22 protein-coding genes and 1 pseudogene are annotated in these 23,762 nt (G+C 43.7%); 15 read left to right on the top strand and 8 right to left on the bottom strand.

Going from position 1 to position 23,762, the window contains the following annotated elements; all coding sequences use genetic code 11:
- The first annotated feature begins 3 nt into the window (after positions 1-3).
- The 11 genes from ACGF63_RS11860 to ACGF63_RS11910 all read left to right on the top strand — a co-directional run bounded on the left by ACGF63_RS11860 (position 4) and on the right by ACGF63_RS11910 (position 10,420).
- Complete coding sequence (locus ACGF63_RS11860; protein ID WP_387630967.1) at positions 4-402, top strand: cupin domain-containing protein; 399 nt, start codon at positions 4-6, stop codon at positions 400-402.
- 26 nt (positions 403-428) lie between these two features.
- On the top strand, positions 429-1,994 hold the full coding sequence (locus tag ACGF63_RS11865) for a class I tRNA ligase family protein (RefSeq protein ID WP_152963323.1): 1,566 nt from the start codon (positions 429-431) through the stop codon (positions 1,992-1,994).
- A 6-nt stretch (positions 1,995-2,000) separates the two neighbouring features.
- Positions 2,001-2,573 carry a DUF3291 domain-containing protein gene (locus tag ACGF63_RS11870; protein ID WP_203448957.1) on the top strand — a complete coding sequence of 191 codons (573 nt, stop codon included), beginning with the start codon at positions 2,001-2,003 and terminating at the stop codon, positions 2,571-2,573.
- A gap of 110 nt (positions 2,574-2,683) precedes the next feature.
- On the top strand, positions 2,684-3,055 hold the full coding sequence (locus ACGF63_RS11875) for a cupin domain-containing protein (RefSeq protein WP_387630971.1): 372 nt from the start codon (positions 2,684-2,686) through the stop codon (positions 3,053-3,055).
- Between the two features lie 3 nt (positions 3,056-3,058).
- Entirely contained in the window at positions 3,059-4,120 is a 1,062-nt protein-coding gene (locus tag ACGF63_RS11880; RefSeq protein WP_387630973.1) for an NAD(P)/FAD-dependent oxidoreductase, read from the top strand.
- A 113-nt stretch (positions 4,121-4,233) separates the two neighbouring features.
- Positions 4,234-5,229 carry an inner membrane protein YhjD gene (gene yhjD / locus ACGF63_RS11885; protein WP_387630976.1) on the top strand — a complete coding sequence of 332 codons (996 nt, stop codon included), beginning with the start codon at positions 4,234-4,236 and terminating at the stop codon, positions 5,227-5,229.
- Positions 5,230-5,283: 54 nt separating this feature from the next.
- On the top strand, positions 5,284-5,490 hold the full coding sequence (locus tag ACGF63_RS11890; RefSeq protein WP_036846083.1) for a 2-hydroxymuconate tautomerase family protein: 207 nt from the start codon (positions 5,284-5,286) through the stop codon (positions 5,488-5,490).
- 441 nt (positions 5,491-5,931) lie between these two features.
- Positions 5,932-6,606, top strand: a complete 675-nt coding sequence (locus ACGF63_RS11895) for a helix-turn-helix transcriptional regulator (RefSeq protein ID WP_387630980.1) — start codon at positions 5,932-5,934, stop codon at positions 6,604-6,606.
- Between the two features lie 74 nt (positions 6,607-6,680).
- Positions 6,681-7,682 (top strand): LacI family DNA-binding transcriptional regulator, encoded by a 1,002-nt coding sequence (locus ACGF63_RS11900; protein ID WP_387630982.1) that lies wholly within the window; start codon positions 6,681-6,683, stop codon positions 7,680-7,682.
- A 121-nt stretch (positions 7,683-7,803) separates the two neighbouring features.
- The gene (gene nhaC / locus ACGF63_RS11905; RefSeq protein ID WP_387630985.1) at positions 7,804-9,258 is read left to right on the top strand and encodes a Na+/H+ antiporter NhaC; all 1,455 of its coding nucleotides are present in this window, start codon (positions 7,804-7,806) and stop codon (positions 9,256-9,258) included.
- Positions 9,245-10,420 carry a MalY/PatB family protein gene (locus ACGF63_RS11910; RefSeq protein ID WP_387630987.1) on the top strand — a complete coding sequence of 392 codons (1,176 nt, stop codon included), beginning with the start codon at positions 9,245-9,247 and terminating at the stop codon, positions 10,418-10,420. The genes nhaC and ACGF63_RS11910 overlap by 14 nt, the downstream gene beginning before the upstream one ends.
- A gap of 247 nt (positions 10,421-10,667) precedes the next feature.
- Here ACGF63_RS11910 and xreR2 read toward each other — a convergent pair whose 3' ends face one another.
- Complete coding sequence (gene xreR2, locus ACGF63_RS11915) at positions 10,668-10,877, bottom strand: cell morphology transcriptional regulator XreR2 (protein WP_387631080.1); 210 nt, start codon at positions 10,875-10,877, stop codon at positions 10,668-10,670.
- Between the two features lie 884 nt (positions 10,878-11,761).
- On the opposite strand from xreR2, the gene ACGF63_RS11920 reads away from it, so the two are divergent.
- The 3 genes and pseudogenes from ACGF63_RS11920 to ACGF63_RS11930 form a co-directional block, all read left to right on the top strand.
- Complete coding sequence (locus ACGF63_RS11920; RefSeq protein ID WP_152963318.1) at positions 11,762-12,436, top strand: PAS domain-containing protein; 675 nt, start codon at positions 11,762-11,764, stop codon at positions 12,434-12,436.
- A gap of 34 nt (positions 12,437-12,470) precedes the next feature.
- Complete coding sequence (locus tag ACGF63_RS11925; protein ID WP_036846106.1) at positions 12,471-13,151, top strand: PAS and helix-turn-helix domain-containing protein; 681 nt, start codon at positions 12,471-12,473, stop codon at positions 13,149-13,151.
- Between the two features lie 63 nt (positions 13,152-13,214).
- Positions 13,215-13,422, top strand: a pseudogene (locus ACGF63_RS11930) (hypothetical protein); the annotation flags it as partial.
- Positions 13,423-13,446: 24 nt separating this feature from the next.
- Here the strand turns inward: ACGF63_RS11930 and ACGF63_RS11935 are convergent.
- The 7 genes from ACGF63_RS11935 to dppA form a co-directional block, all read right to left on the bottom strand.
- Positions 13,447-14,937, bottom strand: coding sequence for an insulinase family protein (locus ACGF63_RS11935; protein WP_387630992.1), 1,491 nt, complete (start codon positions 14,935-14,937; stop codon positions 13,447-13,449).
- Positions 14,938-15,115: 178 nt separating this feature from the next.
- Positions 15,116-15,823, bottom strand: a complete 708-nt coding sequence (locus tag ACGF63_RS11940) for a HAMP domain-containing protein (RefSeq protein ID WP_387630995.1) — start codon at positions 15,821-15,823, stop codon at positions 15,116-15,118.
- A gap of 235 nt (positions 15,824-16,058) precedes the next feature.
- Complete coding sequence (gene dppF, locus ACGF63_RS11945; protein WP_387630998.1) at positions 16,059-17,078, bottom strand: dipeptide ABC transporter ATP-binding subunit DppF; 1,020 nt, start codon at positions 17,076-17,078, stop codon at positions 16,059-16,061.
- Positions 17,075-18,055: a dipeptide ABC transporter ATP-binding protein gene (gene dppD, locus ACGF63_RS11950; protein ID WP_036846118.1), complete on the bottom strand. Its 981-nt coding sequence runs from the start codon at positions 18,053-18,055 to the stop codon at positions 17,075-17,077. Before dppD ends, dppF begins: the two co-directional genes overlap by 4 nt.
- Before the next feature lie 12 nt (positions 18,056-18,067).
- A complete protein-coding gene (gene dppC / locus ACGF63_RS11955) occupies positions 18,068-18,967 on the bottom strand; it encodes a dipeptide ABC transporter permease DppC (RefSeq protein ID WP_152963313.1) in 900 nt (299 codons plus the stop codon).
- Positions 18,968-18,977: 10 nt separating this feature from the next.
- The gene (dppB, locus tag ACGF63_RS11960) at positions 18,978-19,997 is read right to left on the bottom strand and encodes a dipeptide ABC transporter permease DppB (protein ID WP_132355211.1); all 1,020 of its coding nucleotides are present in this window, start codon (positions 19,995-19,997) and stop codon (positions 18,978-18,980) included.
- 214 nt (positions 19,998-20,211) lie between these two features.
- A complete protein-coding gene (gene dppA, locus ACGF63_RS11965; RefSeq protein WP_152963312.1) occupies positions 20,212-21,822 on the bottom strand; it encodes a dipeptide ABC transporter periplasmic-binding protein DppA in 1,611 nt (536 codons plus the stop codon).
- A 1,115-nt stretch (positions 21,823-22,937) separates the two neighbouring features.
- On the opposite strand from dppA, the gene ACGF63_RS11970 reads away from it, so the two are divergent.
- Entirely contained in the window at positions 22,938-23,711 is a 774-nt protein-coding gene (locus tag ACGF63_RS11970; RefSeq protein ID WP_239002482.1) for a tRNA-dependent cyclodipeptide synthase, read from the top strand.
- The last annotated feature ends 51 nt before the right edge of the window (positions 23,712-23,762 follow it).

The following is a 23,762-nucleotide window of genomic DNA, read 5'->3' on the forward strand; positions in this document are numbered from 1 at the left end:
GATATGTCAGAAGTTACTAACCGTAAAATTGAAACCCTGATCCGCCGTAAAGCAGATATCCAATATACCGATGAATATAACTGCAAACTCCGGCGGTTATTTCCCTGGAAAGAAAAAGTTAACACACAACGACCACTGACTGAATTTGGCTGTATCTGGGTGATGGTTGAACCCGGTGAAGATGTTGACCGGCATTCACATGACGAAGAAGAGACATTTATTGTTATCAGTGGTGAGGCTGAGTTATTCATCGACGGGGAGACGACCACCATATCCTATGGTGATGTGGTTTATTTGCCACGTTTTTCAGAACATCAGTTACGCAACCGTTCAGAAAAGATCCCATTTGTGATGTTAGATATTTACTGGGATATGGGCGGTAGTTCTGATTCCGTTTTTTAAATGATGATCAAATTAAGGCAGCCAAAATGACACCAACCGGTTTTATTATCACATTACCGCCTCCAACACCTAACGGCGGGCTACATGTTGGGCACATGAGTGGGCCGTTTCTGGCGGGTGATGTATTTGCCCGGGCAGCACGTTTGCAAGGCCAACACAGCTTTGTGACCTGTTACAGCGATATTAATCAATCTTATGTACGCGTGACGGCGGAACGTCAGCAGCGCGATCCGGAAACGCTGTATCGTTACTGGACCGATGATATTATTAAAACTCTTAAACTCTATCATATTGATGTAGCGGATTATTTCTCACCGGAAGAGGAAGCGGTAACTTGGGTGCGGGATCTTTTCCATCAGCTTTATCAGCGTGGTGTTTTAGTTAAAAAACGCTTTCCATTCTTTTACAGTGAAAAAGAACAAATCTGGCACGATGAAGCGGGTATTTCAGGTTACTGTCCGATCTGTTTAGCCACCTGTAAATGTGGCATCTGTGAAGCCTGTGGTAATTTGACGAATGCTGAAACCATTATTAAGCCGCGTGTGACAAACAGCGGGTCAACCGAGGTGACGATTCGCAACGCAAAGGTATTAGTACTCGAACTGGAGCGTTTCCGCCAGCCGATTACGCAATTCTATCAGCAAAACAAGCGATTTCGTCAGCGCTACCAATGGCTTGCAGAAGATGCCCTGTCTACGACTCTGCCGGATTTCCCGGTCACTATGCCGGGAAATTGGGGTATCTCTATGGCTCATGCTGATTTCCCTAGTCAGGTGATCAATGCCTGGCCGGAAATTATGGCTGAGTTGTTGTACAGTTATCAACGGGCTATTGAGCGGGATCCACAGCTAAATGATTTTCCTGTACCCGTTAATTTCTTTGGCTTTGATAACGCCTATTTTTACGCAGTGGTGCATGTCGCCATGCTGTCGCAAATCGATAACGGACGCTGGCTGCCTTGGGCAACGATGATTAATGAGTTCTATAATCTCGATCACGCCAAGTTCTCTACCAGCAACAATCATCTCGTGTGGGCATCTGACTTGGCGCAACGTTGCCGTGTGGATGCCATTCGCTTTTATGCAGCGTTTAATGCCCCAGGTTTTGAAAAAGCCAACTTTAATGAAGCGGATATGATGAGGGTGCTTGATAACTCTCTGGAAAAGAGTTGGCTAAACATTACCGCAGCATGGAATCAAAAAGTGGCAACCTGCGTTACGCCATTGCCGCCGCTGTCAGCAACATGGCGCCAAATTGGTGAATCTGCCCGTCAGCGGATTTTAGCCAGCTATACCCTGGAACGTTTTCATTTGCGGCAAGCAGCGGAAGACTTATTACATCTGATGAAATTTATTGAGATGACATTATCCCAATATCATGATGCAGAGACATTACGGGGGGTTGGCTGGTTACTGCAATGCTTCTCGCAGGCTGCCTGGCCTTTAATGCCACAGAGTAGTGAAAAATTATTCCGTCTGTTAACGGGAATAGACCAGATGACGCTGAATACTACAGACTTTCTTCACCTGTGCGATTTACCTTCGTCATTTTTTTCTACTCGTATCAGTGATCCACCTGAGCAAAGAGGTTAAAAGTGTATGACTTCCAAAGCTTGCCTGATGACCTTTTCCATACTTCGTACTCCATATGGCGATATACAGGTTCAGGAGTTTGACGATCGCACCCCCGATGTTTTTCTTGAAGCAGAAAAATCGGAAGGCTTTATCGACCGGGCCAAACCGGTGGAAGATATTGTCTGGATGGCAAACTACCAGAAAGACTGGGGACGATGGGGACCATTCGCCGTGCCGCGCTTTTATCTTGATGGAATATGCAATGGTCATACTAAACAGGCACAAACCCTTTCTCTTTGGCGTGATCTGGAAAGTGTTTATCACTTCGCCTATTACGGGCCATTACATAAAGAGGCATTACGGCTTCGCAAAGACTGGTTTGGCAAACAAAACTGGCCTATCTACGTCGTCTGGTGGGTATCTGAACATCATCAGCCATGCTGGCGTGAGGCTTGTCACCGGCTTGAGCATTTACACGATTATGGTGTTACACCCTATGCATTTACCTTCAAGCAGCCGTTTGATGCTCAGAGTGAGCCTTACGTATTACGCAGCGGAGTGAACCAGGAAAACAGAGATGTTACCAGAATAGATTAACCATGCCGGCTGTCTTCATGGTGGCAGTCAAGAGTTTTCCATCGGGCTAATGCAGCGATATGCCTTTTCTCATTAATTCTGCCTATTTTGAATACCGGGAGCAATGCAAGATGAGTGTAGTATCTAATACAAATATTCCTGACGATATTTTACATATCAATGAGTCTGAAACAGCTACCTTCCTTCCTGGCCTGCCACAGCCTTTTGCCGTGCTATTTGAAAGAGGGCAGCTCTCCGTTGAGCTCTTTTCTCCTGTCGGAGTGGATACTCAAACACCGCATGACAGGGACGAAATTTATATCGTCAGTTCTGGTCATGGTGTTTTCCGTCGGGGTGAAACCTATGTCAATTTCTCGGCTGGAGATTTTCTATTTGTTCCTGCTTATGTTGATCATCGCTTTGAGTCGTTCAGCCGCGATTTTAGAACATGGGTGATTTTCTTTGGCCCTGTTGGGGGCAACAGCATCCAAAACAGAGGGTGAGACATGGCTTCACAATGGGACCTCATTATCGTTGGGGGAGGACTGGCGGGTAGTGCATTGGCATCCTGGTGCAGTCAATTACCACTGAAAATTTTGCTGCTGGAAGCGACAGTGCCCGGTGCCGGAGGGGCAACAGCACATTCACGGGGGATCGTGCGCGTCTATGATCCATTGTATGCTTTGATGGCAAAGAGTATCCAGGGCATTAAGGTATGGAGCGAGATCGCAGTAACGCATCCCGATGTCTTTACCCGCTGTGGCCTGGTTTACCTGCTAAAAGCCGAACATCAGGCACTGGCTCGTGATCGGATTGCCGAGTTTTCTTCCGATGAGTACCCCATTCATATGCTAAGTGAAGCCGAATCTGCCTGCCGCTTTCCTGCGCTGCAACATCACTGCTTTTCCGACGGGCGCATTGTATTGTGGGAGCCGCTTGGCGGATATGTTAATCCTCGGCAAACGGCGCGGATTTTCGTCGATGAAGCGCGTTTTCATGGTGTAGAAATTCTCGAAGGCTCACCCGTCAAAGCGGTGCGGGAAGTGCCGGGCGGAGTTGAGGTGATCACCGGGATAGGTACAAAACTTCCGGCCAGGCTGGCAGTGATTGCAACCGGAGCTCACACACCACAACTGTATCCTGAGAGTCAGATCTTCAGTCGAACCATCCCGCTCAGTTGTCTGCAAAGTATGCAATCCGATGCACCTGAGCAGTGCATTATTGATGAATATTCAGGAGGCTACCTGCGCCCTGAATCTTCCTCTTTTTTCTTTGTGGGTGGAGCTACCCAGTATGATGCTTCGGATCCCGACCAGCTTCACTGGCAGCCAGAACAAGCGAATGCACGTCATCACCAGTTGGCAAATCAATTCCTTCTCTGTCAGAGCACCGTCGTAGACGGGCGAAATGGATATGATGGCTACACCGCCAACTATCTGCCAGAAATGCAGTGTCTACCTGATCACGATATTGCCATCTTCAGCGGTTTCTCCGGAAGGGGAGCCAAATATATTCCTTGGGCTGCACGTGAATTCAGCCGACAGTTAGCTGAACGCCTAGGCATTTAGTCCTGTAACATTTTAATATTTAAGTACCTGGGTATGTTGAATTGTTAATAATCATCTTAAAGTGGCATTATGAGATCACTCATGTTTATTCAAGGTCACTATTGAGGCTATTCATGCCAAAGGATATAGAAAGACAGAAAATAACAGAACATCAGCCGGAAAGGTTATCCAAAACACCTTTGGATAAGGGAATTCATCACGGTAAAAAAGCGATTTCTCTGACCGTCAGAGCAGGAAATTATATCCGTAATATTCCTATCATCGCTCACTTTATCCGGGCAACGCTACGCTTTAATGATCGGATGGGTAATCAGTTTGGGGCGGCAATCACCTATTTTTCGTTCTTATCTCTTATCCCCATCCTGATGCTCTCTTTCGCCATTGCGGGTTTTATTCTGGCTTCTAATCCTGATTTACTGGCAAGGCTAATCAATGGTATCGCAAACAGTATTAGTGATCCGACACTCGCCAATACGCTGAAAAATAGTGTCGATACTGCGATTAAACAGCGAACTACCGTGGGATTAACCGGTTTAGCGATTGCTCTTTATTCCGGTGTAAACTGGGTAAGCAATTTACGTCAGGCAATTCTCGCCCAGTTCCAGCCTGTCTGGGTAGGGAATCAGGAAGATAACGAGAAAATCTATTTTAAATATATTCGTGATGCCATTTCTCTGATTGGGCTATTGTTAGCTCTGGTGATCACACTGTCACTGACCTCTATCGCCGGCTCCGCTCAGGCAACCATCGTTAAGATATTAGGGTTAGATGGCATTGAGTGGCTGCGTCCATCGTGGTTCCTGATTGGCCTGACAATTTCTATTTCAGCCAACTATCTGCTTTTCCTGTGGCTATTCTGGGTATTACCCCGCCACCAGCCAGAACGCAAAGCATTGTTGAAAGGGACACTGATGGCAGCTATAGGTTTTGAAGTTATCAAATATATTATGACCATGACGCTGCCACGCCTCGCCAGCTCTCCTTCCGGCGCGGCTTTTGGCTCTGTTATCGGCCTGATGACATTTTTCTATCTCTTTGCCCGCTTAACGCTGTTCTGCGCTGCCTGGATAGCCACTGCGGATCATCATCAAGATAAAAATACCGAATAAATGTGCCCTGGCAGAGCCAATCTGCCAATAATAACCGTTGAAAAGGAGCTGTTTATGCCGTTTGTAAATATCAGAATTACCCGTGAAGGTGCTACAGCAGAGCAAAAAAAGCAATTAATTGAAGGAGCTACCCAGTTACTGGTCGATGTATTGGGAAAAAATCCTGCAACAACCTTTGTTATTATTGATGAAGTCGAAACTGATAACTGGGGAATTGGCGGTAAAAATGTAACTGAACTCAGAGCCGAGGCTAAAAAGTAGTCTTCCGAGCATGATAAAGGGCGGTATTCCCCTGAGGGATCCCCCTCCTGAGTCACGAAGTGTGAAGGTGGGGGAGGATGTCAATGAAGTATTACCCTAAAAAATTAGGGGATATTGCCGTTACTCGGTTATAAGCAAGACCTAAAATTGATATATAAATCACATTTTCACACTTCATGAAACCGGTTACATGAACAGCAAACTTATCTCACATTTCATCTAAACTGGATTTGTTACTCTATTGTAACAAACAATTCGAAACTGGAGTTTGAACGTTATGATTAAGAACAATCTTAATCTGGGACCACTCATGCTATTGAAATCATAGCAATACTATAACTTCCAATTATGAGGGAGTCATTCCCTATAGAACGAATAGCTGTTCTTACTGATTGTTGAAAGACTTTTCTACTTATATTCAATAATTATTGAAGGTCATATATGAGTCAAATTACTCCTCAGTTAACAAATATGTGGGATAGAAGTCATGAATCATGGTTTGTAAAAGATAAGAAATTTCGTTTTATATATGCAAACAAAGTATTTATTAAACTAAGTAAGTTACCTGAACACTTTAATGTCACAGGATATACCGCCAAAGAATTACCTACACCGTTTAATCATCTTGTTCACCTTTTTGAAGAACATGACCGTAAGGTATTACAATCTATGCAACGAGTATCCTCTATTGGGGCTTATCTTCAAAGTAATAACCAACAACTCAAGCCCTATTTTTGCGAAAAATACCCGTTAATGGATGAAAAGAATCACTGTATTGGAATAATTTGTCACATTAAAGAAATAAACCATTTTTCAGTCCACCATTATATTAAAAATGATACAACTATATCTGTTAAGCTTAGCCCCCCCAATAATATATTGACAGAAAAAGAATGGATAATAATCTTTTTATTCTGCCGCGGCATCAGTAATCAATGTATTGCTTATGAAATGAAAATTTCATACCGTACCGTGGAAAAGTACTTCCAAGATATCTATGAGAAATTATCAATCGGATCAATTATTGAGTTGAAACTATTTTGCGAAAAAAATAATTATAATCTATATATTCCACCAAAATACTTTAAATCTATGAACCATTTTTTGCTGGATTAAGAATGATGCCTGTGCTCTATATTATTCTATTAATTGGGATATGATTTATTTTACATAACTGCTGAGGAGAAAGCATGACTACTATGAAAGACGTAGCATATCAAGCTGGAGTATCCGTAGCCACTGTAAGCCGCGTCATCAATAGTACGGCTTATGTCGAACCAGGCACCCGTGAGCGTGTAGAAAAAGCCATGCGTGAGCTCAATTATCACCGTAATTTTGCCGCACTTGCACTGGCAAAACGATGCGGGAACATGTTGGGTTTACTCACTGGCAATCTGGCTGATCCTTTTTTTTCCCTTTTGGCGCGCGGGGTTGAAAAAATTGCCCGGCAGGAAGAGGTCAAGCTGATGGTTTGTAGTGGAGGATATCAAGCCGAACTTGAGAGATCTGCCTTAGATTTTTTAATTAATCAGGGATGCGAAGCAATAGTCGCTCATGTTAGTAGAATGAGCGATACAGATGTATTACGTTATGCCGCTCATACGCCAGGATTAGTGATTATTAATCGATATTTCCCTGCTATCGCCAACCGGTGCATTTGGTTAGATAATGTCAGTGCTTCTCAGGCTGCTACCCATTATCTTCTTCAAAATGGTCATCGAAAAATTGCTTGTGTAACAGCAGATCTACCAATCGATAATAGAAGGCTCCGCCTGGAAGGGTATCATGCCGCAATGACTAATGCGGGTATCACAGTACCTGGCAATTGGGTTATTAGCGTTCCATTCAACGAAAAGGGTGGGGAACTGGCAACAGAAAAGCTCTTAGACAGCGGCATCGGCTTTACTGCGGCGGTAACATTTAATGACGTTATGGCTGCCGGTATGATGCGATCCCTACATCAACGGAAAATCAAATTACCAGAACAACTGTCGATTGTTGGGTTTGATGATATTGTCCCGGCCCAATATCTCTATCCACCCTTAACTACCGTACACAACCCAATAGAACGAATGGCTCAGAGGGCCGCTAATCTGGCATTGCAGATCAATGCCAAAAAAGAAGTAGCTCCACAAATGAATATGTTTTCAGCCGAACTTGTCATCAGAGATTCCGTTTTTCTAATAGAGTAATAAAAAGCATCACACATAAACATAAGAGTAAAGAATAAGTAATATCTGTCACATCTCATTCAAAATAAATTCATTATTCTATTCTGTTTCAATAATTCATCTGGAACTGGAGTTTTAAAATATGGATGACAAGAAAAAGATTAATCTGGGACTTGCCATACTGCCAATCGCAGCAATGCTCTTACTGTTGGTTATTGGGTACGGTCAATTGAATTTACGCATCGAATCCCTATTGCTCATATCAGCAGGAATAGCAGCTACCTTGGCATATTGGCAAGGCTATCGCTGGAATGACATTATCGATACTATTGTGGCAAAGCTAGCTAAAGCAATGCCGGTGATGATGATACTGATTTGCGTAGGCGGGTTAATTGGGACCTGGATGTTCAGCGGAACCATACCTTACATGGTGTATTGGGGGTTAAAGCTGATTAGCCCTCAATACATACTTATTGCTGCTTTCTTTATCACGAGCGTTATCTCAGTTTGTACCGGTACGTCATGGGGGGCAGCCGGAACAGTTGGCGTAGCGCTAATGGGCGTCGCCGCTGGCCTCGATGTGCCTCTGGCGGCAGCGGCGGGCGCGGTTGTTTCAGGTGCGTATTTCGGTGATAAAATTTCACCGTTATCTGACTCGACTAACTTCGCTGCCATCGTCGCCGATACCGATCTTTACAGTCATATTCAACATTTGATGTATACCACTATTCCCGGCTTTGTTTTAGCCGCTATTGTTTATTTTATTGCGGGTCATACAAGCTTAACAGGTAGCGTAGCAACACCTGAAAAAGTCACAGACATCCTTCAATCTCTTGAAAGCCTGTATCACTTCAATTTATTGATGATTTTGCCACCAATACTGGTTTTGTGGGGAGCAATAACAAAACGGCCGGTGATACCCGTCATGCTGGCTGGCTGTGCATTGGCTATTGTGCTTGGTATAGGTCTCCAGGGACTCACCCTTAAACAGGGCCTTAATGCGTTGATAGAGGGTTTCAATCTCTCTATGTTCTCTGATCAGAGACACAATATCACCGGGGTTGTTAGCGACGTCCCACGTCTGCTCAATCGGGGGGGCATGTCTTCGATGATGAGTACCATCCTGCTTGCATTTTGTGCATTCGCGTTCGCCGGTGCTTTAGCACTCACTGGCGCCCTGACCGTCATCATCAACTCACTTCTACAAGTTGTTCGCACAACAGGGCAACTTATCGCTGCAACCCTGGCAACCACTATTCTGGTAACGGGCGCAACCTGCAACGGAAAGTTGGGTCTCCTCATCCCGGCGGAGCTGTTCAAAGGGGCCTATCATCGTATGGGACTGGATAATAAAAATCTGTCACGGACAATAGAAGATGGCTGTACCGTCATAGAACCGTTAATCCCCTGGACTGCTGCCGGTATTTATATGGCGACTACATTGGGTGTCAGTACGCTTGATCTGCTACCTTGGGCTATCCAGTGCTATGCTGCCGTCTTCCTGGCTCTCATCTATGGCTTTACCGGTTTTGGTATTGCAAGAGTCACACCGGAAAATGCCCTGAATAAAAAGGAAACCCAACGTGAAATCGCCTGATTTCAACCAGATAATCGATCGCCACAATACAAGCTCTGTTAAGTGGGACTTTTTAGGTCGTGACTTGCACTTAGACAAAACTGACCTGCTTCCAATGTGGGTGTCCGATTTCGATTTTCAATGTCCGGAAGCGGTCCTGCAAACACTCTACTCCCGAATTGAACATGGCATCTTCGGTTATAGCGAACGCGACGATCACTATTACCAGGCAGCAATAGACTGGTTTTCAAGGCACCATAAATTGACCTTGTGCCGCGACTGGTTCACGTCAATAGAAGGTGTCATACCTGGACTGGCTTTACTGATACAGATGCTGAGTAAACCGGGGGAAGGTGTGGTTGTACAAGGGCCCTATTATGCTTCATTCGCCAAAATTATTACTATGAACGGCAGAATGATGATTGAAAACCCACTTCTTGAAAGTCTGGACGGTTATAAGATTAATTATGATCATCTGGAACAGATGTTGGAGCAACACAGACCACCTCTGCTAGTGTTATGTAATCCACATAACCCTACGGGTAGATGCTGGAATAGTGACGAACTACGCCGGCTATTGATACTCTGCAAAAGGTACGGTACGACCGTAATTTCCGATGAAATTTGGGCTGATTTAATTTTGCCTGGGGAAAAATTCACCTCAATACTGCATCTGGGGAACGAATGGCATAGCAACGTCATTGCCGCCACCTCAGCAAGTAAAACATTTGGACTCTCATCACTTCGTATATCGAACTTTCTCATTCCCAATCCCGAACTTCGACGTGCCTTTAAAGCGCGGCTGGATGCTCATGGACTGGATGTATTCAACGCGCTATCTATGACTGCGGCTACAGCCGCATATCAACATGGGGATGTATGGCTTGATGAACTACAACATTACCTGGCAGAAAACCGTTGCTGGTTCGGGCAGGCTTTAACGTCTGCCGTTCCTTGGTGCCGAATGACTAAAGCGGAAGGTACATATCTGGCCTGGCTGGATTGTCGCGATTTGGGCTTGGATGATGACACCCTGCAACGGGCCTTATTACAAAAAGCCAAAATAGTCGTTTCAATGGGATGGAGTTTTGGTGATAAGGGGGAAGGGTTTATCAGAGTAAATTTAGGTTGTCCCCGCGAATACCTTGAAAAGGCAATTGCTGGTTTGGTTCAGGTGACATGATTAAAATAAAAAGGTATCCACGGAATTAGTAGAAATATAGGTGGATGTCAACACAAGATAAAAAATTAACGATTAATGTAGAAAAGGCATTCCGATGATAAATATCCTGAATTGGCCTGATTATATATTTTAATCAGAGCACGATAACAAAGCAGAGCGTTAATAGCTCTGCTTTTATTCTATTATCCTGCCTGAAGCTTTCCACGAGACATAAGATAAATTTCAGGTACTTAATCTCTTTTCATTATTATTTAGAATATCTACTTGGCCATATTTTGAAAGGCTCACAGTCTAAAGCGGTAGCAATGAGTCGTTCACCCTTAGGCCAGGGCCGGTGCAGCGCATTACTTAACGTGGATGATGCTAGCCCCGCTTCTCTTGAAACAGCAGATAATGACGTTCCCCGTTTTTTAAGTCCCGCAATAATATCCGCTGGGTGCCAGTCGATTTTTACAATCATTTCTTTCTTCTCTCCTCAGTTTGGTTATTCAAGGTGCTATATTCATACTCTCTTCAGATTGATATTTTTATGTTGTTACAGCTTTTTCCCTGAGTCCGCATTGGGCGGAATGCTAAAAAATGGCTGTACAAAAACATTAAACCCCGCCAAGTACAGCCAAATATTCTCCGAATAGGAAAATGTTATGTCTAACGACAAAAAGGTCATAAATGAACGTTAAATGTTCAGGAATGTTCTTTTGCGGATACTAAAATGTTTAAAAAGTTTAGTTATTTTTGTAAATGCTGTAAACGTATGAAATACTTTAACGAATGTCTTAAAAGAAGCTCTTCAGTTACGAGGAATGACACCAACAAAGTTAGCTCATTGGCTCGTATTCCATATTTATGTACAGATAAAGATGATGATCTATTTGCAATATCAATATCTCAAAATGACTTATTTGAGGAAGGGGCAACTATGGTTGTTAACAAGCAGGGAAAAGGAAACGTTTTTTTTCTTATTGAAGATTATTCAATTCACGTGTAGAAGAAAAACTTCTAAATGATCACGCAAGGTTCCGATTTGATACCAAATTTAAAAATTTTTATGTGATATATGACAACATAATATATCATATCTTTATAAAGCAATCCATCTTAACAGATTGCAATGTTATGTGCGTGAAATTTTTAACTGGTAAAATAAATCACTTAAATAGCATAATAAAAATAATATTTTTTTATTATGCTATTTAGTACTGATAATACCATCATGAAATTAATGAACATACAGTCTTTGGCTGGATAATTGTTATACTATATTATATAGTTAAGTTATTTTATGTATAACCAGAAAACAATTCATTCAGATAATGACTTAATCATAATTAAGGAGTTACTATGTCAAATAATATCGACCAGCAATTAATTCATATGTGGGAAAAAAGTCATGAACCTTGTGGAGTTAAAGATCTGCAATCAAGGTTTATCTATGCTAATCCGGCTTTCTATCAACTGCTCAACTTGCCCGAAGATTTCGATATTACGGGGCTTTCAGCAGGAGAATTACCCTCATCTATTGCAGAATATGAAAAAGAATATTACCGTCAGGATCAAAAAGTTATTCAAACTATGCAAAAAGTATCTTCAATGGAAACTCATCCATTTGGAGAAAATAAAACTAAGCAAACCTATATTTGTGACAAATATCCCCTTTGTGATGAAAAGGGGGATTGCATGGGGATTATTTTTCACATGTCCAAAATTCAAAACTTTTCTACGGCTTACTACTATGAAAGAACATCTCCGGTGACGCAGGAATTCACACCGCCTAACGATATACTGACGCAAACTGAGTGGGAAGTGCTCTTTTTGACTCTGCGCTTACTGGATGAAGAAAGTATCAGCGAAGCATTAATGATGAATACAGAGGATGTTGTTAATCATATTCAGTCAATTTACCGAAAATTCAATTTGCCCTTACATGCAGAACTAAAGGATTTCTGTAAAGAAAATAAACTTGATCTCTATGTCCCTGAAAGATTTGTCACTATTGGTAGTAGAGAATTAAGCTGATTAATGTCATTTAAACATAATAAGGAATGATGATATGAATAATAAAGTAATCATTTCCCCTCAAATCATTAACACAATGCAGCAAAGTAATGAGCCCTGGGGGATCAAAGATAAAAATTCATGCTTTATTTATGGCAATCTGGCACTTAAACATCTTGAAAATCTGCCAGACTCATTTGATTACGAAGGGCGATATGATTATGAACTTCCTTGGGATGGTGCTGAGTTTGCAAAGGAATTTGTTCTTCATGATCAAAGTGTAATGAAGAGCGAAACAACAGTATGTTCGCTTGAAACACATATGTTTGGCAAAGATAAATTTTTATCATCTCATTTTTGTGAAAAATACCCACTATATAATGATGAAAACGAATGTGTCGGAATCATTTTCCACGGACGGGAAGCCCAGGATTTCTCATTAACCCGTCTATTTTATGGAAAACTCCCTGCATCTATTATATTTCAACCACCTACTCATTTATTTACTCCACGGGAATGGGATGTCATTTTTCTCTCTTTACATAAAAATACCAGTAAACAAATTGGCAGAATATTAAACATTTCCTACCGTACTGTTGAACACTATACGGCACAAATATACAGAAAGGTTGGTGTTAAGTCTGCTCAGCAATTGGAGGAATATTGTCGCTTTAATGATTATGATCTTTATGTACCCAAAAGATTTTTACATCCTGAAAGCAGTATTTTGGTTTGAATCTCAAATTTTAGCGATGTTCACGGCAGGAAGTGGCCGAACTGAGTTATCGTTATATGCTCGCAGATTGAGAAAAAATCGACCGGCAATGAAAAGCCCCCGGAGTTTGCGTTGGATGTGGCGGCATTAGGCGGTATGTATGCGCATAAAATTATGCTGGTGGGCACTGAAACCGGCGTGGGGGTACGTAATGCCGGCAACATTGGTGCCGCGGCGGGTGAAGTGCATATTACCGCGGAGGGGCCGGATTGAAAACCGGGGAACCGTCAGCGGTATCCCCACCCTTTTTACTGCCTTAAGAAGCCTTTTCTTCTGGCTTAAATACCGGCGGCTGTGCCTGTGCCGGAGTATCAATCTTATGTGGCTCCAGCGACATAATCTGATTAAAACCATTTCTTAACTGGTTTACATCCACTTCTGCTTCCCCTTTCGGCTGAATCAGAACAAACGCGACTTCTTGTGAAAGGATCTGTTTCAGTTCATGGTTAAGCATTTCAGGTGTCAGGGAAGCTAAAAATGCTTGTCTCAGACGTTGATACTGTTCAGGAGCAATATCCACAACATTACTTTGTTGAGACAAAAGACGCTGATTAATCAGAATATCCGTGCTGGTATGGGCATACATGGCAAACAATTGGCTGAGTTGGGCTTGTTTCTGCGCATACAGCTCATCAAACTGTGCCTTTGGCAACCCCTTATCACGGAGTGTTACCAATTCAGCCGCCAGATACTCCATCGCCGGTTTTAAATTACCTGCCGACGTGTTGAGATTCAGAGCACAACTCGCACGCTGATACTGAACTTTGCAATCCAGCCCCAGTTTCAGCGCCTTATCATTTCTTCTCTCCAGCCCAAGTTGCAGGTAACGATAAAGTGCCTCACGGGTAATATCACTGATCCAATAGCGGCTCAACACATGTGAATCATTCATCGGCTGCCAGTTGAGATCCCAAATCAAGGATAAGGTATCTTCTTTCTTTTTGTCACTGATCATCCCTAGCGTATCCGGTTTCATAGGTAACAACGCCGCGATCGTTGCCGGAGTATGGCGCTTACCCTTCAATGATGAAAACACCTGGTTGATATTTTCCAGTAAAGTTCGGCTATCCACGTGGCCCGCGATATACAGCGTCATCATGTCAGGGGTATACCACTGCCGGTAAAATTGTTTAAGTTTATCCAAATCGATAGGTTGAGCAGTGGCCTGTGCCGGATCATGCCCCAACAACGTTGAACCTTGTAAACGTCTACGCCACACCGGGTCTTGTATATCTTGAGGATAGGTCGCTACCGATGTACCCGCCATTTTCATGGCATGTTGTAGTGTCTCTGGTGTAAATACCGTTTTACCCGCCGCGTCAGCCAGCCAACTCAACGCACTTTTTAACAGTTCAGGACGATTATGCGGCAAACTCAGGCTATAAAGCGTGAAATCATATGAAACAATTGCAGGAGGCAGCGGGTATTTAGGATCGACGGCACTATTCCATAATTGTTCCAGTTTGGCGGAAGACAAACTTTTACTGCTGAATAACGCGACTTTCGGAATCAACCAGGTATAACCCGTTTGCTGAGTTTTTTCCGCCAGCGAACCTGTTTTCACTACAAGGCGCAACTGTATTCTGTCGTTAGGACGTTGTGGCGTCTGCAAAATTTGCCAGTTAAAACCGTTTTCCAGTTTGCCTTGTTGCCAGGCAGGGTCAGGTTGCAAAGCTTCTGCCTGCACCTGGCCCACAATGACCAGCATTATCCCACCAATAAAATAACGAATTTTCGTACCCTGCATGTGAACCCCTATAGATGTCTATCCTTGGTTTTAGCCTTCGGCGGTTTAACCAGTGATGACAGAATATGTTCCCTTCGACCAATAACAACGGCAGAAAAAGCAAAAACCTGAGTTTTAGCAGGTGAAATCCTGTCAGAATTATAACTGAGGGTTAGACCTCAAACCGCCCCGGATGGTTTCATGATGACGGAGGTTTATGTTTATCAAATTGACGATTATATCCCCTGATCAACAGACCCAGTTCATCATCCTGGTGGCCTTTCGGGCAAATCATTGGCTCAGGTGGTTGATCGTTATTAAGATCCCGCGCAATGTTACGCAATGGGTGCACAATAATCCGGTTGATACACCAGCTTATCGACACAGTCAGAATAAGCGCTAACAATAAATACGTTGTCAACATCAGTGCCAACGCATTAATAGCAAAACGATATACCCGATTAGAATCCACCTGTAAAATCAAATGCCCCAGCGGTTTAGCATCTATTGGCGCTGAACCATAAGCATGGAGGGGAATACTCACCTCCACAGGGATCCCAAAAATACGTTTAGCCAATTCGGGAATTGGACGATGGGTGGCAAAGCTCAATCGTATCACCCGGATATCCTCCGGTAACACCACATCTGCCCGCCCTAAAATACCCGCGGTACGTAGCCCTATCAGTAACTCTTTTGCTTTACTGAGATCGGAACTGAGCAGCGCTTCGGTTAAAGGCACCTGGACCTGAACTGCCGCATTATTAAGCTGACTGATATAATCATCTTTACGTTGCTGTATAAGATGACACAATTGAATAGTAATAAAAATAGCAATGGTCACCAGCGTGACGCCGGTCACTGCGGCCATCTGTTTAATGGTTAACGAACGTTTGACGCGCAATTTCATTTTCACTCAAACCAATGCCTATGAGATATCGCAGTTATAACATGTGATCAGTGGAATTGAGTATACTTGATTTTATCGCTAACAGCCCTGTTTCACTTATCCAAGTCGTTATTTTTCTGAAATAATTACCTTTAATGGCTGTCTGTGACGACTAAAGACAAAAGTAAATATTTAAATGGTGATAATGGTTAAACCATTATCACCAAGAATGTTTTAACTCATGCTGACCAAGCAATTACTCCACCGCAACATTTTCATCCTGATCAACGGCAAAACAGGCAATCAGTTGCTCACCATATTGATTCAATTTTGGCTGAAACTGCGTACAGGTGCTAAATGCCCGACGACAACGAGCCGCAAACGCACAACCGGGTGGTGGATTCATCGGGCTTGGCAATTCACCTGTCAATTTTATCCGTTCACGGCGTAATTCAGGATTTAGTCTTGGCGTTGCTGATAACAGCGCCTGTGTATACGGATGACGTGGATTACTGAAAATCATCTCCTTATTGCCTTTTTCCACACAGCGGCCAAGGTACATCACCATCACTTCATCAGCGATATGCTCAACCACAGATAAGTCATGGGAAATGAACACATAAGACAACCCTAAATCCTGCTGCAAATCCATCATCAAGTTCAACACCTGTGCCCGCACCGAGACATCCAGCGCAGAAACCGGCTCATCCGCGATCAACACATCCGGGTCCAACATCAAACCACGGGCAATCGCGATTCGCTGGCGCTGACCACCAGAGAACATATGCGGGTAACGGCTGTAGTGTTCGGTTTTCAACCCGACTTTCGCCATCATCTGCAACACTTTCTCTTTACGCTCATGCGTATTCAGTTTGGTATTGATCAGCAAAGGTTCCTCCAGGATTTGCCCAACTTTCTTACGCGGGTTGAGCGAACCATAAGGATTCTGGAACACAATCTGGATTTTCTGGCGGCGCAACTTTTCAGCATCTTTATTTGGCACCAGCAGATCCTGCCCCTGATAATAAAGTTCACCGTCAGTTGGCTTTTCTATCATGGTCAGCAATCGCCCCAATGTGGATTTACCACACCCCGATTCACCAACCACTGCCAGCGTTTTGCCTTTCTCCAGTTCGAAAGAGATACCATCCAATGCTTTTACAGTACGAGCAGGTGAGAATAATCCCCCTTTGATCGGGTAATATTTTTTCAGTTCTGTCGCTTTTAACAACGGCGCCGTTGATGTTTCCCGCGCCTGATAAATATGTTCACTCATATTGTCGGCCTCCCCGCATCATCCAGCGGTGTATGGCATTTCACCTGACGTTCCCCTACCGTTCGTAATTCCGGCTCCATCTGGCGGCAATGGTCATTCGCATATGGACAACGCGGATTCAGCAGGCAACCAATAGGCCGGTCATATTTCCCCGGCACAACGCCCGGTAAAGAGGCAAGACGGGATTTATCCGTAGCAAATTCAGGTAATGCCCTGAGCAACGCCTGAGTATACGGATGACGTGGCGCACGGAAGATTTCTGATGCCTTACCGGATTCCACCACCTGCCCGGCATACATCACGATAATATGATGGGCAGCTTCTGCGACTAATGCCAGATCATGAGTAATTAATACCAGCGCCATATTTTCCCGTTGTTGCAACTCCAGCAACAGTTCAATAACCTGCGCTTGAATGGTGACATCCAAAGCCGTTGTCGGTTCATCAGCAATCAGCAATTTTGGCCGGCAAGCAATGGCCATTGCGATCATCACCCGTTGGCTCATACCACCGGATAATTGGTGCGGATAAATATCCAGACGCGATGCAGGATCAGGAATACCAACCAATGTCAGCAGATCAATCGCCCGCTGGCGGCGGGTGCGACGGTTGCCACCCTGATGCACTTTCAGCGCCTCCATAATCTGATATCCAACGGTATAACAGGGATTCAGGCTGGTCATCGGATCCTGGAAGATCATTGCCACTTCCGCACCAACCAGCTGGCGGCGCTCTTTCTCCGAGATTTTGGTCAGATCACGCTGGTTAAATTCCAGTTTATCAGCCATCACCCGGCCCGGATAATCAATCAATCCCATGACTGCCAATGAGCTGACTGACTTACCGGAACCGGATTCTCCGACAATCCCGACAACCTGCCCCTGCTCAACACGGTAGCTGATGCGATCAACAGCGCGGAATGGCGCATCTTCTTCACCGAAGTGAACCGATAATTTTTCTACATTTAACAATGCCATTTCGCTACCTCACTACTGCTTGAGTTTAGGATCAAGTGCATCACGCAAACCGTCACCCATCAGGTTAAACGCCAACACTGTCAGCAAAATTGCCAGACCTGGGAAAGTCACCACCCACCAGGCACTTTGTGCAAACTGCAATACATCAGACAGCATCGTTCCCCATTCCGGCGTGGGTGGCTGCGCCCCCATCCCCAGAAAACCCAAAGCAGCCATATCGAGAATAGCATTGGAAAAACCTAAAGAAGCCTGCACAATCAGCGGTGCCAGACAGTTAGGCAGGATATTGATAAACATCTGGCGCACGGCACCCGCCCCAGCCACTTGTGAAGCCGTGACATAATCGCGATTAACCTCCACCAGCACCGCAGCACGAGTTAAACGGATGTAATGGGGCAAAGCCACAAAGGTCAGCGCCAAAGAGGCATTGACAATTGATGGCCCAAATATCGCCACCAGCACCAACGCTAACAGCAGGCTTGGCAATGCCAGCATAATATCAACGATACGCATGATGATAATATCCACCACGCCACCGAAATAACCGGCCAGCACCCCCAGCACAACCCCCATTAACAGGGATAACACCACAACCAGACATCCCACCAGCAGTGAAAGCCGGGCACCATACATCAGACGCGAAAGTAAATCACGGCCGACATCATCAGTACCAAGAATAAACTGCCAGCTTCCCCCTTCCTGCCATACCGGCGGAGTCAACAAGGAATCACGAAACTGCTCCGCCGCACCATGCGGCGCGAGAACCCCCGCTAGCAAAGCAATCAACAACATCAGCACAATATAAACCAGGCCGGCAACTGCCCCCTTATTGCGCTTAAAGTAATACCAGAACTCCTGCATCGGCGTCATAATCTTAGGCGCATTGTTTGCAGGCTCAGTCACTTGAGACATAATGCGCTCCCTATTTCTTATGACGGATACGCGGGTTAACTACGCCGTACAGCACGTCAACCACCAAGTTAACCAGGATAATCATGATCGCCACCAGCAATATCCCTCCCTGAACCACCGGATAATCCCGGCGTTGAAGGGCATCGATCAGCCAGCGTCCAAGCCCCGGCCAGGAGAAGATGGTTTCAGTCAGAATTGCCCCCGCCAGCATGATACCCACCTGCAAGCCGATAACGGTCACAACCGGCAGCAACGCATTGCGCAACGCATGAACCACTATCACACGGATGCGGCTCAAACCTTTTGCGCGGGCAGTACGGATATAATCTTCACCCAATACTTCCAACATAGAAGAGCGGGTCATACGGACAATCACTGCCAGAGGAATCGTTCCCAGGACAATGGCAGGTAAGATCATATGCATCACGGCATCTTTAAAATCACCTTCTTCACCCCAGAACAGGGTGTCGATCAGCATAAAACCCGTCAGCGGATGACTGTCATCAAGGAAAATACTGTCGCTTATCCTGCCAGATACCGGTGTCAGATCTAACTGAACAGAAACCAGCATGATCAACATGATCCCCCACCAGAAGATCGGCATAGAGTATCCGGTCAGGGAAAGACCTATCGAAGTATGATCAAAAACCGACCCACGCTTTACCGCCGCCAGTACGCCAACCGGAATACCGACCGCAATAGCAAACAGCATGGCGCATATCCCCAGTTCAAGGGTTGCCTGGAAACGGGGAACAAATTCTTCCCACACAGAGATGCGACTTTTCATGGAGACACCCAGATCACCATGTAACACATTACTTACATAATGAAAATATTGCTGCCAGAGTGGCTTATCTAGCCCCATTTCAGCCATTAACTGAGCATAGCGCTCAGCAGATATTCCACGTTCCCCGGCCATAATGGTCACCGGGTCTCCGGGGATCATATGGACAAAAGCAAAAGTCAGCAAAGTAATGCCAATAAACGTTGGGATAACTAGCCCCAGACGTCGGAGTATGAACTGCAACATATTCCGAACTCTCTTTATTTAAATGCCGGTTACAGCTCTCAGGCCGTTTGGCTTGATAAGGGAGAGGACTTTCCCCCTTTCGCTCACAACTCAATGAATTCCTTGCCTCTACTTTTCTTGTTAGCTTTCCTCCAGCGATGACTGGCTGGGAAAAACCACCATCTCCGCTAAAAAAATCAGGGAGATGGCATATCACAGCCGAGTAAAAACAGGATTATTCAAGAGACACTTTATCGAAATGATGTTTATTACCTAATGGATCAACCACATAACCTTTGACCTCTTTACGAATAGGTTCATAAACAACGGAATAAGCAATGATCAGCGCCGGAACCTGCTCATGCATCACAACCTGAGCCTGTTTATAAAGCTCGACACGTTTGGCGTGATCAGCGGTCACACGCGCTGGCTGAATAATGTCCTCGAACGGCTTGTAGCACCATTTTGAATAGTTGGAACCCCGTTCTTTAGCTGCACAGCTAAACAAGGTTGCGAAGAAGTTATCCGGATCACCATTATCACCAATCCACCCCATCATCACAGCCTGATGCTCGCCGTCCTTAGCCCGTTTCAGGTATTCACCCCATTCGTAGCTGACAATTTTGGCCTTAACACCAATTTTCGCCCAGTCAGCTTGGATCATTTCAGCCATACGGCGAGCATTGGGGTTATACGGACGCTGTACCGGCATCGCCCACAGATCGATGGTAAAACCATTTTCCAAGCCAGCTTCTTTTAGTAACTGTTTCGCTTTTTCCGGATCATATGGATAGTCTTTAATACTCTCGTTGTAACCCCATATTGTCGGCGGGATCAGGTTTGTCGCTTTCTGACCTGCCCCCTGATAAACCGCCTCAATAATAGCGTCTTTATTTACAGACATTGTCAGCGCCTGGCGAACTTTAACGTTATCCAGTGGTTTTTTAGTCACGTTGAAAGAAACATAACCAACGTTCAAGCCAGGTTGCTCGATCATTACGATATTTTTATCCTGCTTTATACGGGCAATATCAGCCGGATTTGGATATGGCATGACCTGACATTCATTTTTCTGTAATTTTGCATAACGAACAGAAGCATCGGGGGTGATGGAGAAAACCAAGCGGTCAATTTTCGGTTTACCCCCCCAATATTCATTGAACGCTTTATACAGGATGCGGGAATCTTTCTGATATTGCAGCAACTGGAATGGACCCGTACCAATTGGGTTCAGGTCTACGTTCTGCGGTGTACCTGCTTTCATCATTTTATCTGCGTATTCCGCTGACAAAATAGAAGCAAAATCCATCCCTATGTCAGCCAGGAATGGGGCTTCCGGGCGGCTCAATTCAAACCGGACAGTGTAATCGTCTACTTTTACAACCTTATCGATCATCTCACTCATCCCCATACCAGTGAAATACTCATAGCTGCCGCCTGAGACTTTATGATATGGATGGTTTGTATCTTTCTGACGCATAAAAGAATAGAGCACATCGTCAGCATTAAAATCACGGCTTGGCTTGAACTCTTTATTAGAGTGCCATTTAACGCCTTTTCGCAGATGGAAAGTATAAGTCTTACCATCATCACTGACGTCCCATTTCTCCGCCAATCCAGGTATGACTTCCGTCGTACCTATTTTGAACTCAACCAAACGGTTAAACAGTGGTATCGAGCTGGCATCATAAGTAGTGCCAGCAGTGAACAATTGTGGGTTAAATCCTTCTGGTGAACCTTCAGAACAGTAAACCAATGTTTTTGCCTGAACGCTGGCGGTTACTGCCAATGCAACCAAGCTGATCCCCAGCTTTAATAACCCTGTTTTTCTAGAGGAAGTTGTCATTCTCTTGCACTCCATTTGTGATGTTGTTGTGTACAGCCAGAACCTGCATTTTCTGCCAGGAACTACACTGTTTGGGTATTGTTTGTTATTTTTCGGCTTATCAATTAAGCAACTGTTGTCCCCTGCGTCAATAAGATCTCAACAGATGTCATAAACAACAGAAAAACACAAAAGAAACCAATAATTAACAAAATTAGCACAAAAACATGACATGATGCACATTTTGTAGCCAAAAAGACCATAAAAAGGCAATGGTTGCAGTATGAATAACTCTTGATCAATATGAGATATTTGTGACCATGCGACTAATTAATAAACGATTGTTCCGATAGAAAAGAGGATAGATGGCATAAAATGCTGTGTGCTAAATAAAACCAACACTGGACAAGTAAATTAAATAGGCATGATACTAATAACATTATTTAATAATAAAAACCAGTTACCCGTTTATCTAATTTTATATCCGCTGATTTCATTAAATAGTATATCGACAAACAGATGGGCTCCAAACTACGGTTATCCCGGATTACGTTTCCGATCAACGGCCATACCATAATCAGGCATAGCCGTTGAAAAGTGTAACCAGATGAACATACCCACAACAATTAAATATTTTTCAAATACCCACCAGATTCTTCAATTCTTCTGATTTTTTCGTAATCGTAAATACTGGTATTAGTAATAAATAGAATTTCATAATACCGATACAGTTGGTCTATTCGATTGATATCTCAAAATGGCCACTCTGACGTCTGATGAACCGCTTTGTGCTATGCATACTGTGTAAGGTGTTGGCGAGGAGTATCACTATTTTGAAAAATTATTTATAGTGAATAGATATAAAAAAGTTTAATTATTTTCTGCGCGAGATAAATAGGAAATCAGAGTGCGACAATAATAGATATTACATTGCTTCAACGGTAGCTCGTGAATTGACTTAGTGTTAGTGGTAAGTGTTTCTAGCAACCAAATGACAAGATAAGTAGTGCAATAGAAAAATAGCAAGACAAAAACTAAAATGATGATTTATGAATACGTAATTAATCCTATATAAAATTAAAGAATTTTATATAGGATTAGATGACATTATATTAAAAAATGGGGAACCAATCGGAATGTTATCCACTGAAAGAACATGTTTTGAAGAAACGAACAATCAAACATTATCTGTCCATCCAGAGTTGTTACATAAGAATTCATCATCATTTACTATCCAAGGTGAAACTCCCCGTTGTGACCAAATTATTCAAAGGGGTGATCATGCGCTAGTAGGGATAAGCCCCTTTAATTCACGTTTTTCAAAAGACTATATTGTAGATCTCATTCAGTGGTCAAGTGATCACTTTCGGCAAGTCGACGTATTGTTACCTTGTGAACATGAAGCTTCACGCCTTTTAGTTGCTAGTGGAATTGAGGACGCTAAGGCTATCAAGAAAACACAACGCGAAATTAGACGTCATTTACGTAATCTTGATTCTATTATTTCAGTGGCAACAATATTAAAAAGTAAACCAATCAGAGTCATTCAATTTAACGATTTTGCACTAAACCATGATTACCAATCTCTTAGAACACAGGTTGAAAACGCTTTCAATGAATCAGAGTCTTTTAGAAAAATCTGCCTTGATATGTCTTTTCAAGCCATAAAAGGGCGACTAAAAGGTACTGGACAATCCTTTGGTCAAATTGACCTACAGTTGGTATATAAAGCGTTGCCATATATTTTCGCTGAAATCCCCTTTTACCTCGATACCCCTCGATTACTTGGGGTAAAACATTCTACACTGCTCTATCATCGCCCTTGGCCTATAGGAAAAGGCTTGTTTGACGGTAGTTATCCTATACAAGTAGGAGGTAAACAGAGTTACGGAATCGTCACTCAATTATAGAAAATAAAGAATCAAATTAGATAGGTTCTTAGTACTCAACATCGTTTAAAT

The organism is Photorhabdus sp. RM322S, assembly GCF_042879395.1.
GTDB lineage: Bacteria > Pseudomonadota > Gammaproteobacteria > Enterobacterales > Enterobacteriaceae > Photorhabdus > Photorhabdus khanii.

What these genes read in the sequence shown, in the direction of transcription:
- ACGF63_RS11890 (WP_036846083.1), top strand. Translation starts at nt 5,284, where the DNA reads ATGCCGTTTGTAAATATCAGAATTACCCGTGAAGGTGCTACAGCAGAG.
- dppD (WP_036846118.1), bottom strand. Translation starts at nt 18,055, where the DNA reads ATGGCATTGTTAAATGTAGAAAAATTATCGGTTCACTTCGGTGAAGAA.
- ACGF63_RS11925 (WP_036846106.1), top strand. Translation starts at nt 12,471, where the DNA reads ATGAATAATAAAGTAATCATTTCCCCTCAAATCATTAACACAATGCAG.
- ACGF63_RS11970 (WP_239002482.1), top strand. Translation starts at nt 22,938, where the DNA reads ATGTTATCCACTGAAAGAACATGTTTTGAAGAAACGAACAATCAAACA.
- dppC (WP_152963313.1), bottom strand. Translation starts at nt 18,967, where the DNA reads ATGTCTCAAGTGACTGAGCCTGCAAACAATGCGCCTAAGATTATGACG.
- ACGF63_RS11865 (WP_152963323.1), top strand. Translation starts at nt 429, where the DNA reads ATGACACCAACCGGTTTTATTATCACATTACCGCCTCCAACACCTAAC.
- dppF (WP_387630998.1), bottom strand. Translation starts at nt 17,078, where the DNA reads ATGAGTGAACATATTTATCAGGCGCGGGAAACATCAACGGCGCCGTTG.
- ACGF63_RS11940 (WP_387630995.1), bottom strand. Translation starts at nt 15,823, where the DNA reads ATGAAATTGCGCGTCAAACGTTCGTTAACCATTAAACAGATGGCCGCA.
- dppB (WP_132355211.1), bottom strand. Translation starts at nt 19,997, where the DNA reads ATGTTGCAGTTCATACTCCGACGTCTGGGGCTAGTTATCCCAACGTTT.
- dppA (WP_152963312.1), bottom strand. Translation starts at nt 21,822, where the DNA reads ATGACAACTTCCTCTAGAAAAACAGGGTTATTAAAGCTGGGGATCAGC.
- nhaC (WP_387630985.1), top strand. Translation starts at nt 7,804, where the DNA reads ATGGATGACAAGAAAAAGATTAATCTGGGACTTGCCATACTGCCAATC.
- yhjD (WP_387630976.1), top strand. Translation starts at nt 4,234, where the DNA reads ATGCCAAAGGATATAGAAAGACAGAAAATAACAGAACATCAGCCGGAA.
- ACGF63_RS11900 (WP_387630982.1), top strand. Translation starts at nt 6,681, where the DNA reads ATGACTACTATGAAAGACGTAGCATATCAAGCTGGAGTATCCGTAGCC.
- ACGF63_RS11870 (WP_203448957.1), top strand. Translation starts at nt 2,001, where the DNA reads ATGACTTCCAAAGCTTGCCTGATGACCTTTTCCATACTTCGTACTCCA.
- ACGF63_RS11875 (WP_387630971.1), top strand. Translation starts at nt 2,684, where the DNA reads ATGAGTGTAGTATCTAATACAAATATTCCTGACGATATTTTACATATC.
- ACGF63_RS11935 (WP_387630992.1), bottom strand. Translation starts at nt 14,937, where the DNA reads ATGCAGGGTACGAAAATTCGTTATTTTATTGGTGGGATAATGCTGGTC.
- ACGF63_RS11880 (WP_387630973.1), top strand. Translation starts at nt 3,059, where the DNA reads ATGGCTTCACAATGGGACCTCATTATCGTTGGGGGAGGACTGGCGGGT.
- ACGF63_RS11920 (WP_152963318.1), top strand. Translation starts at nt 11,762, where the DNA reads ATGTCAAATAATATCGACCAGCAATTAATTCATATGTGGGAAAAAAGT.
- ACGF63_RS11860 (WP_387630967.1), top strand. Translation starts at nt 4, where the DNA reads ATGTCAGAAGTTACTAACCGTAAAATTGAAACCCTGATCCGCCGTAAA.
- ACGF63_RS11895 (WP_387630980.1), top strand. Translation starts at nt 5,932, where the DNA reads ATGAGTCAAATTACTCCTCAGTTAACAAATATGTGGGATAGAAGTCAT.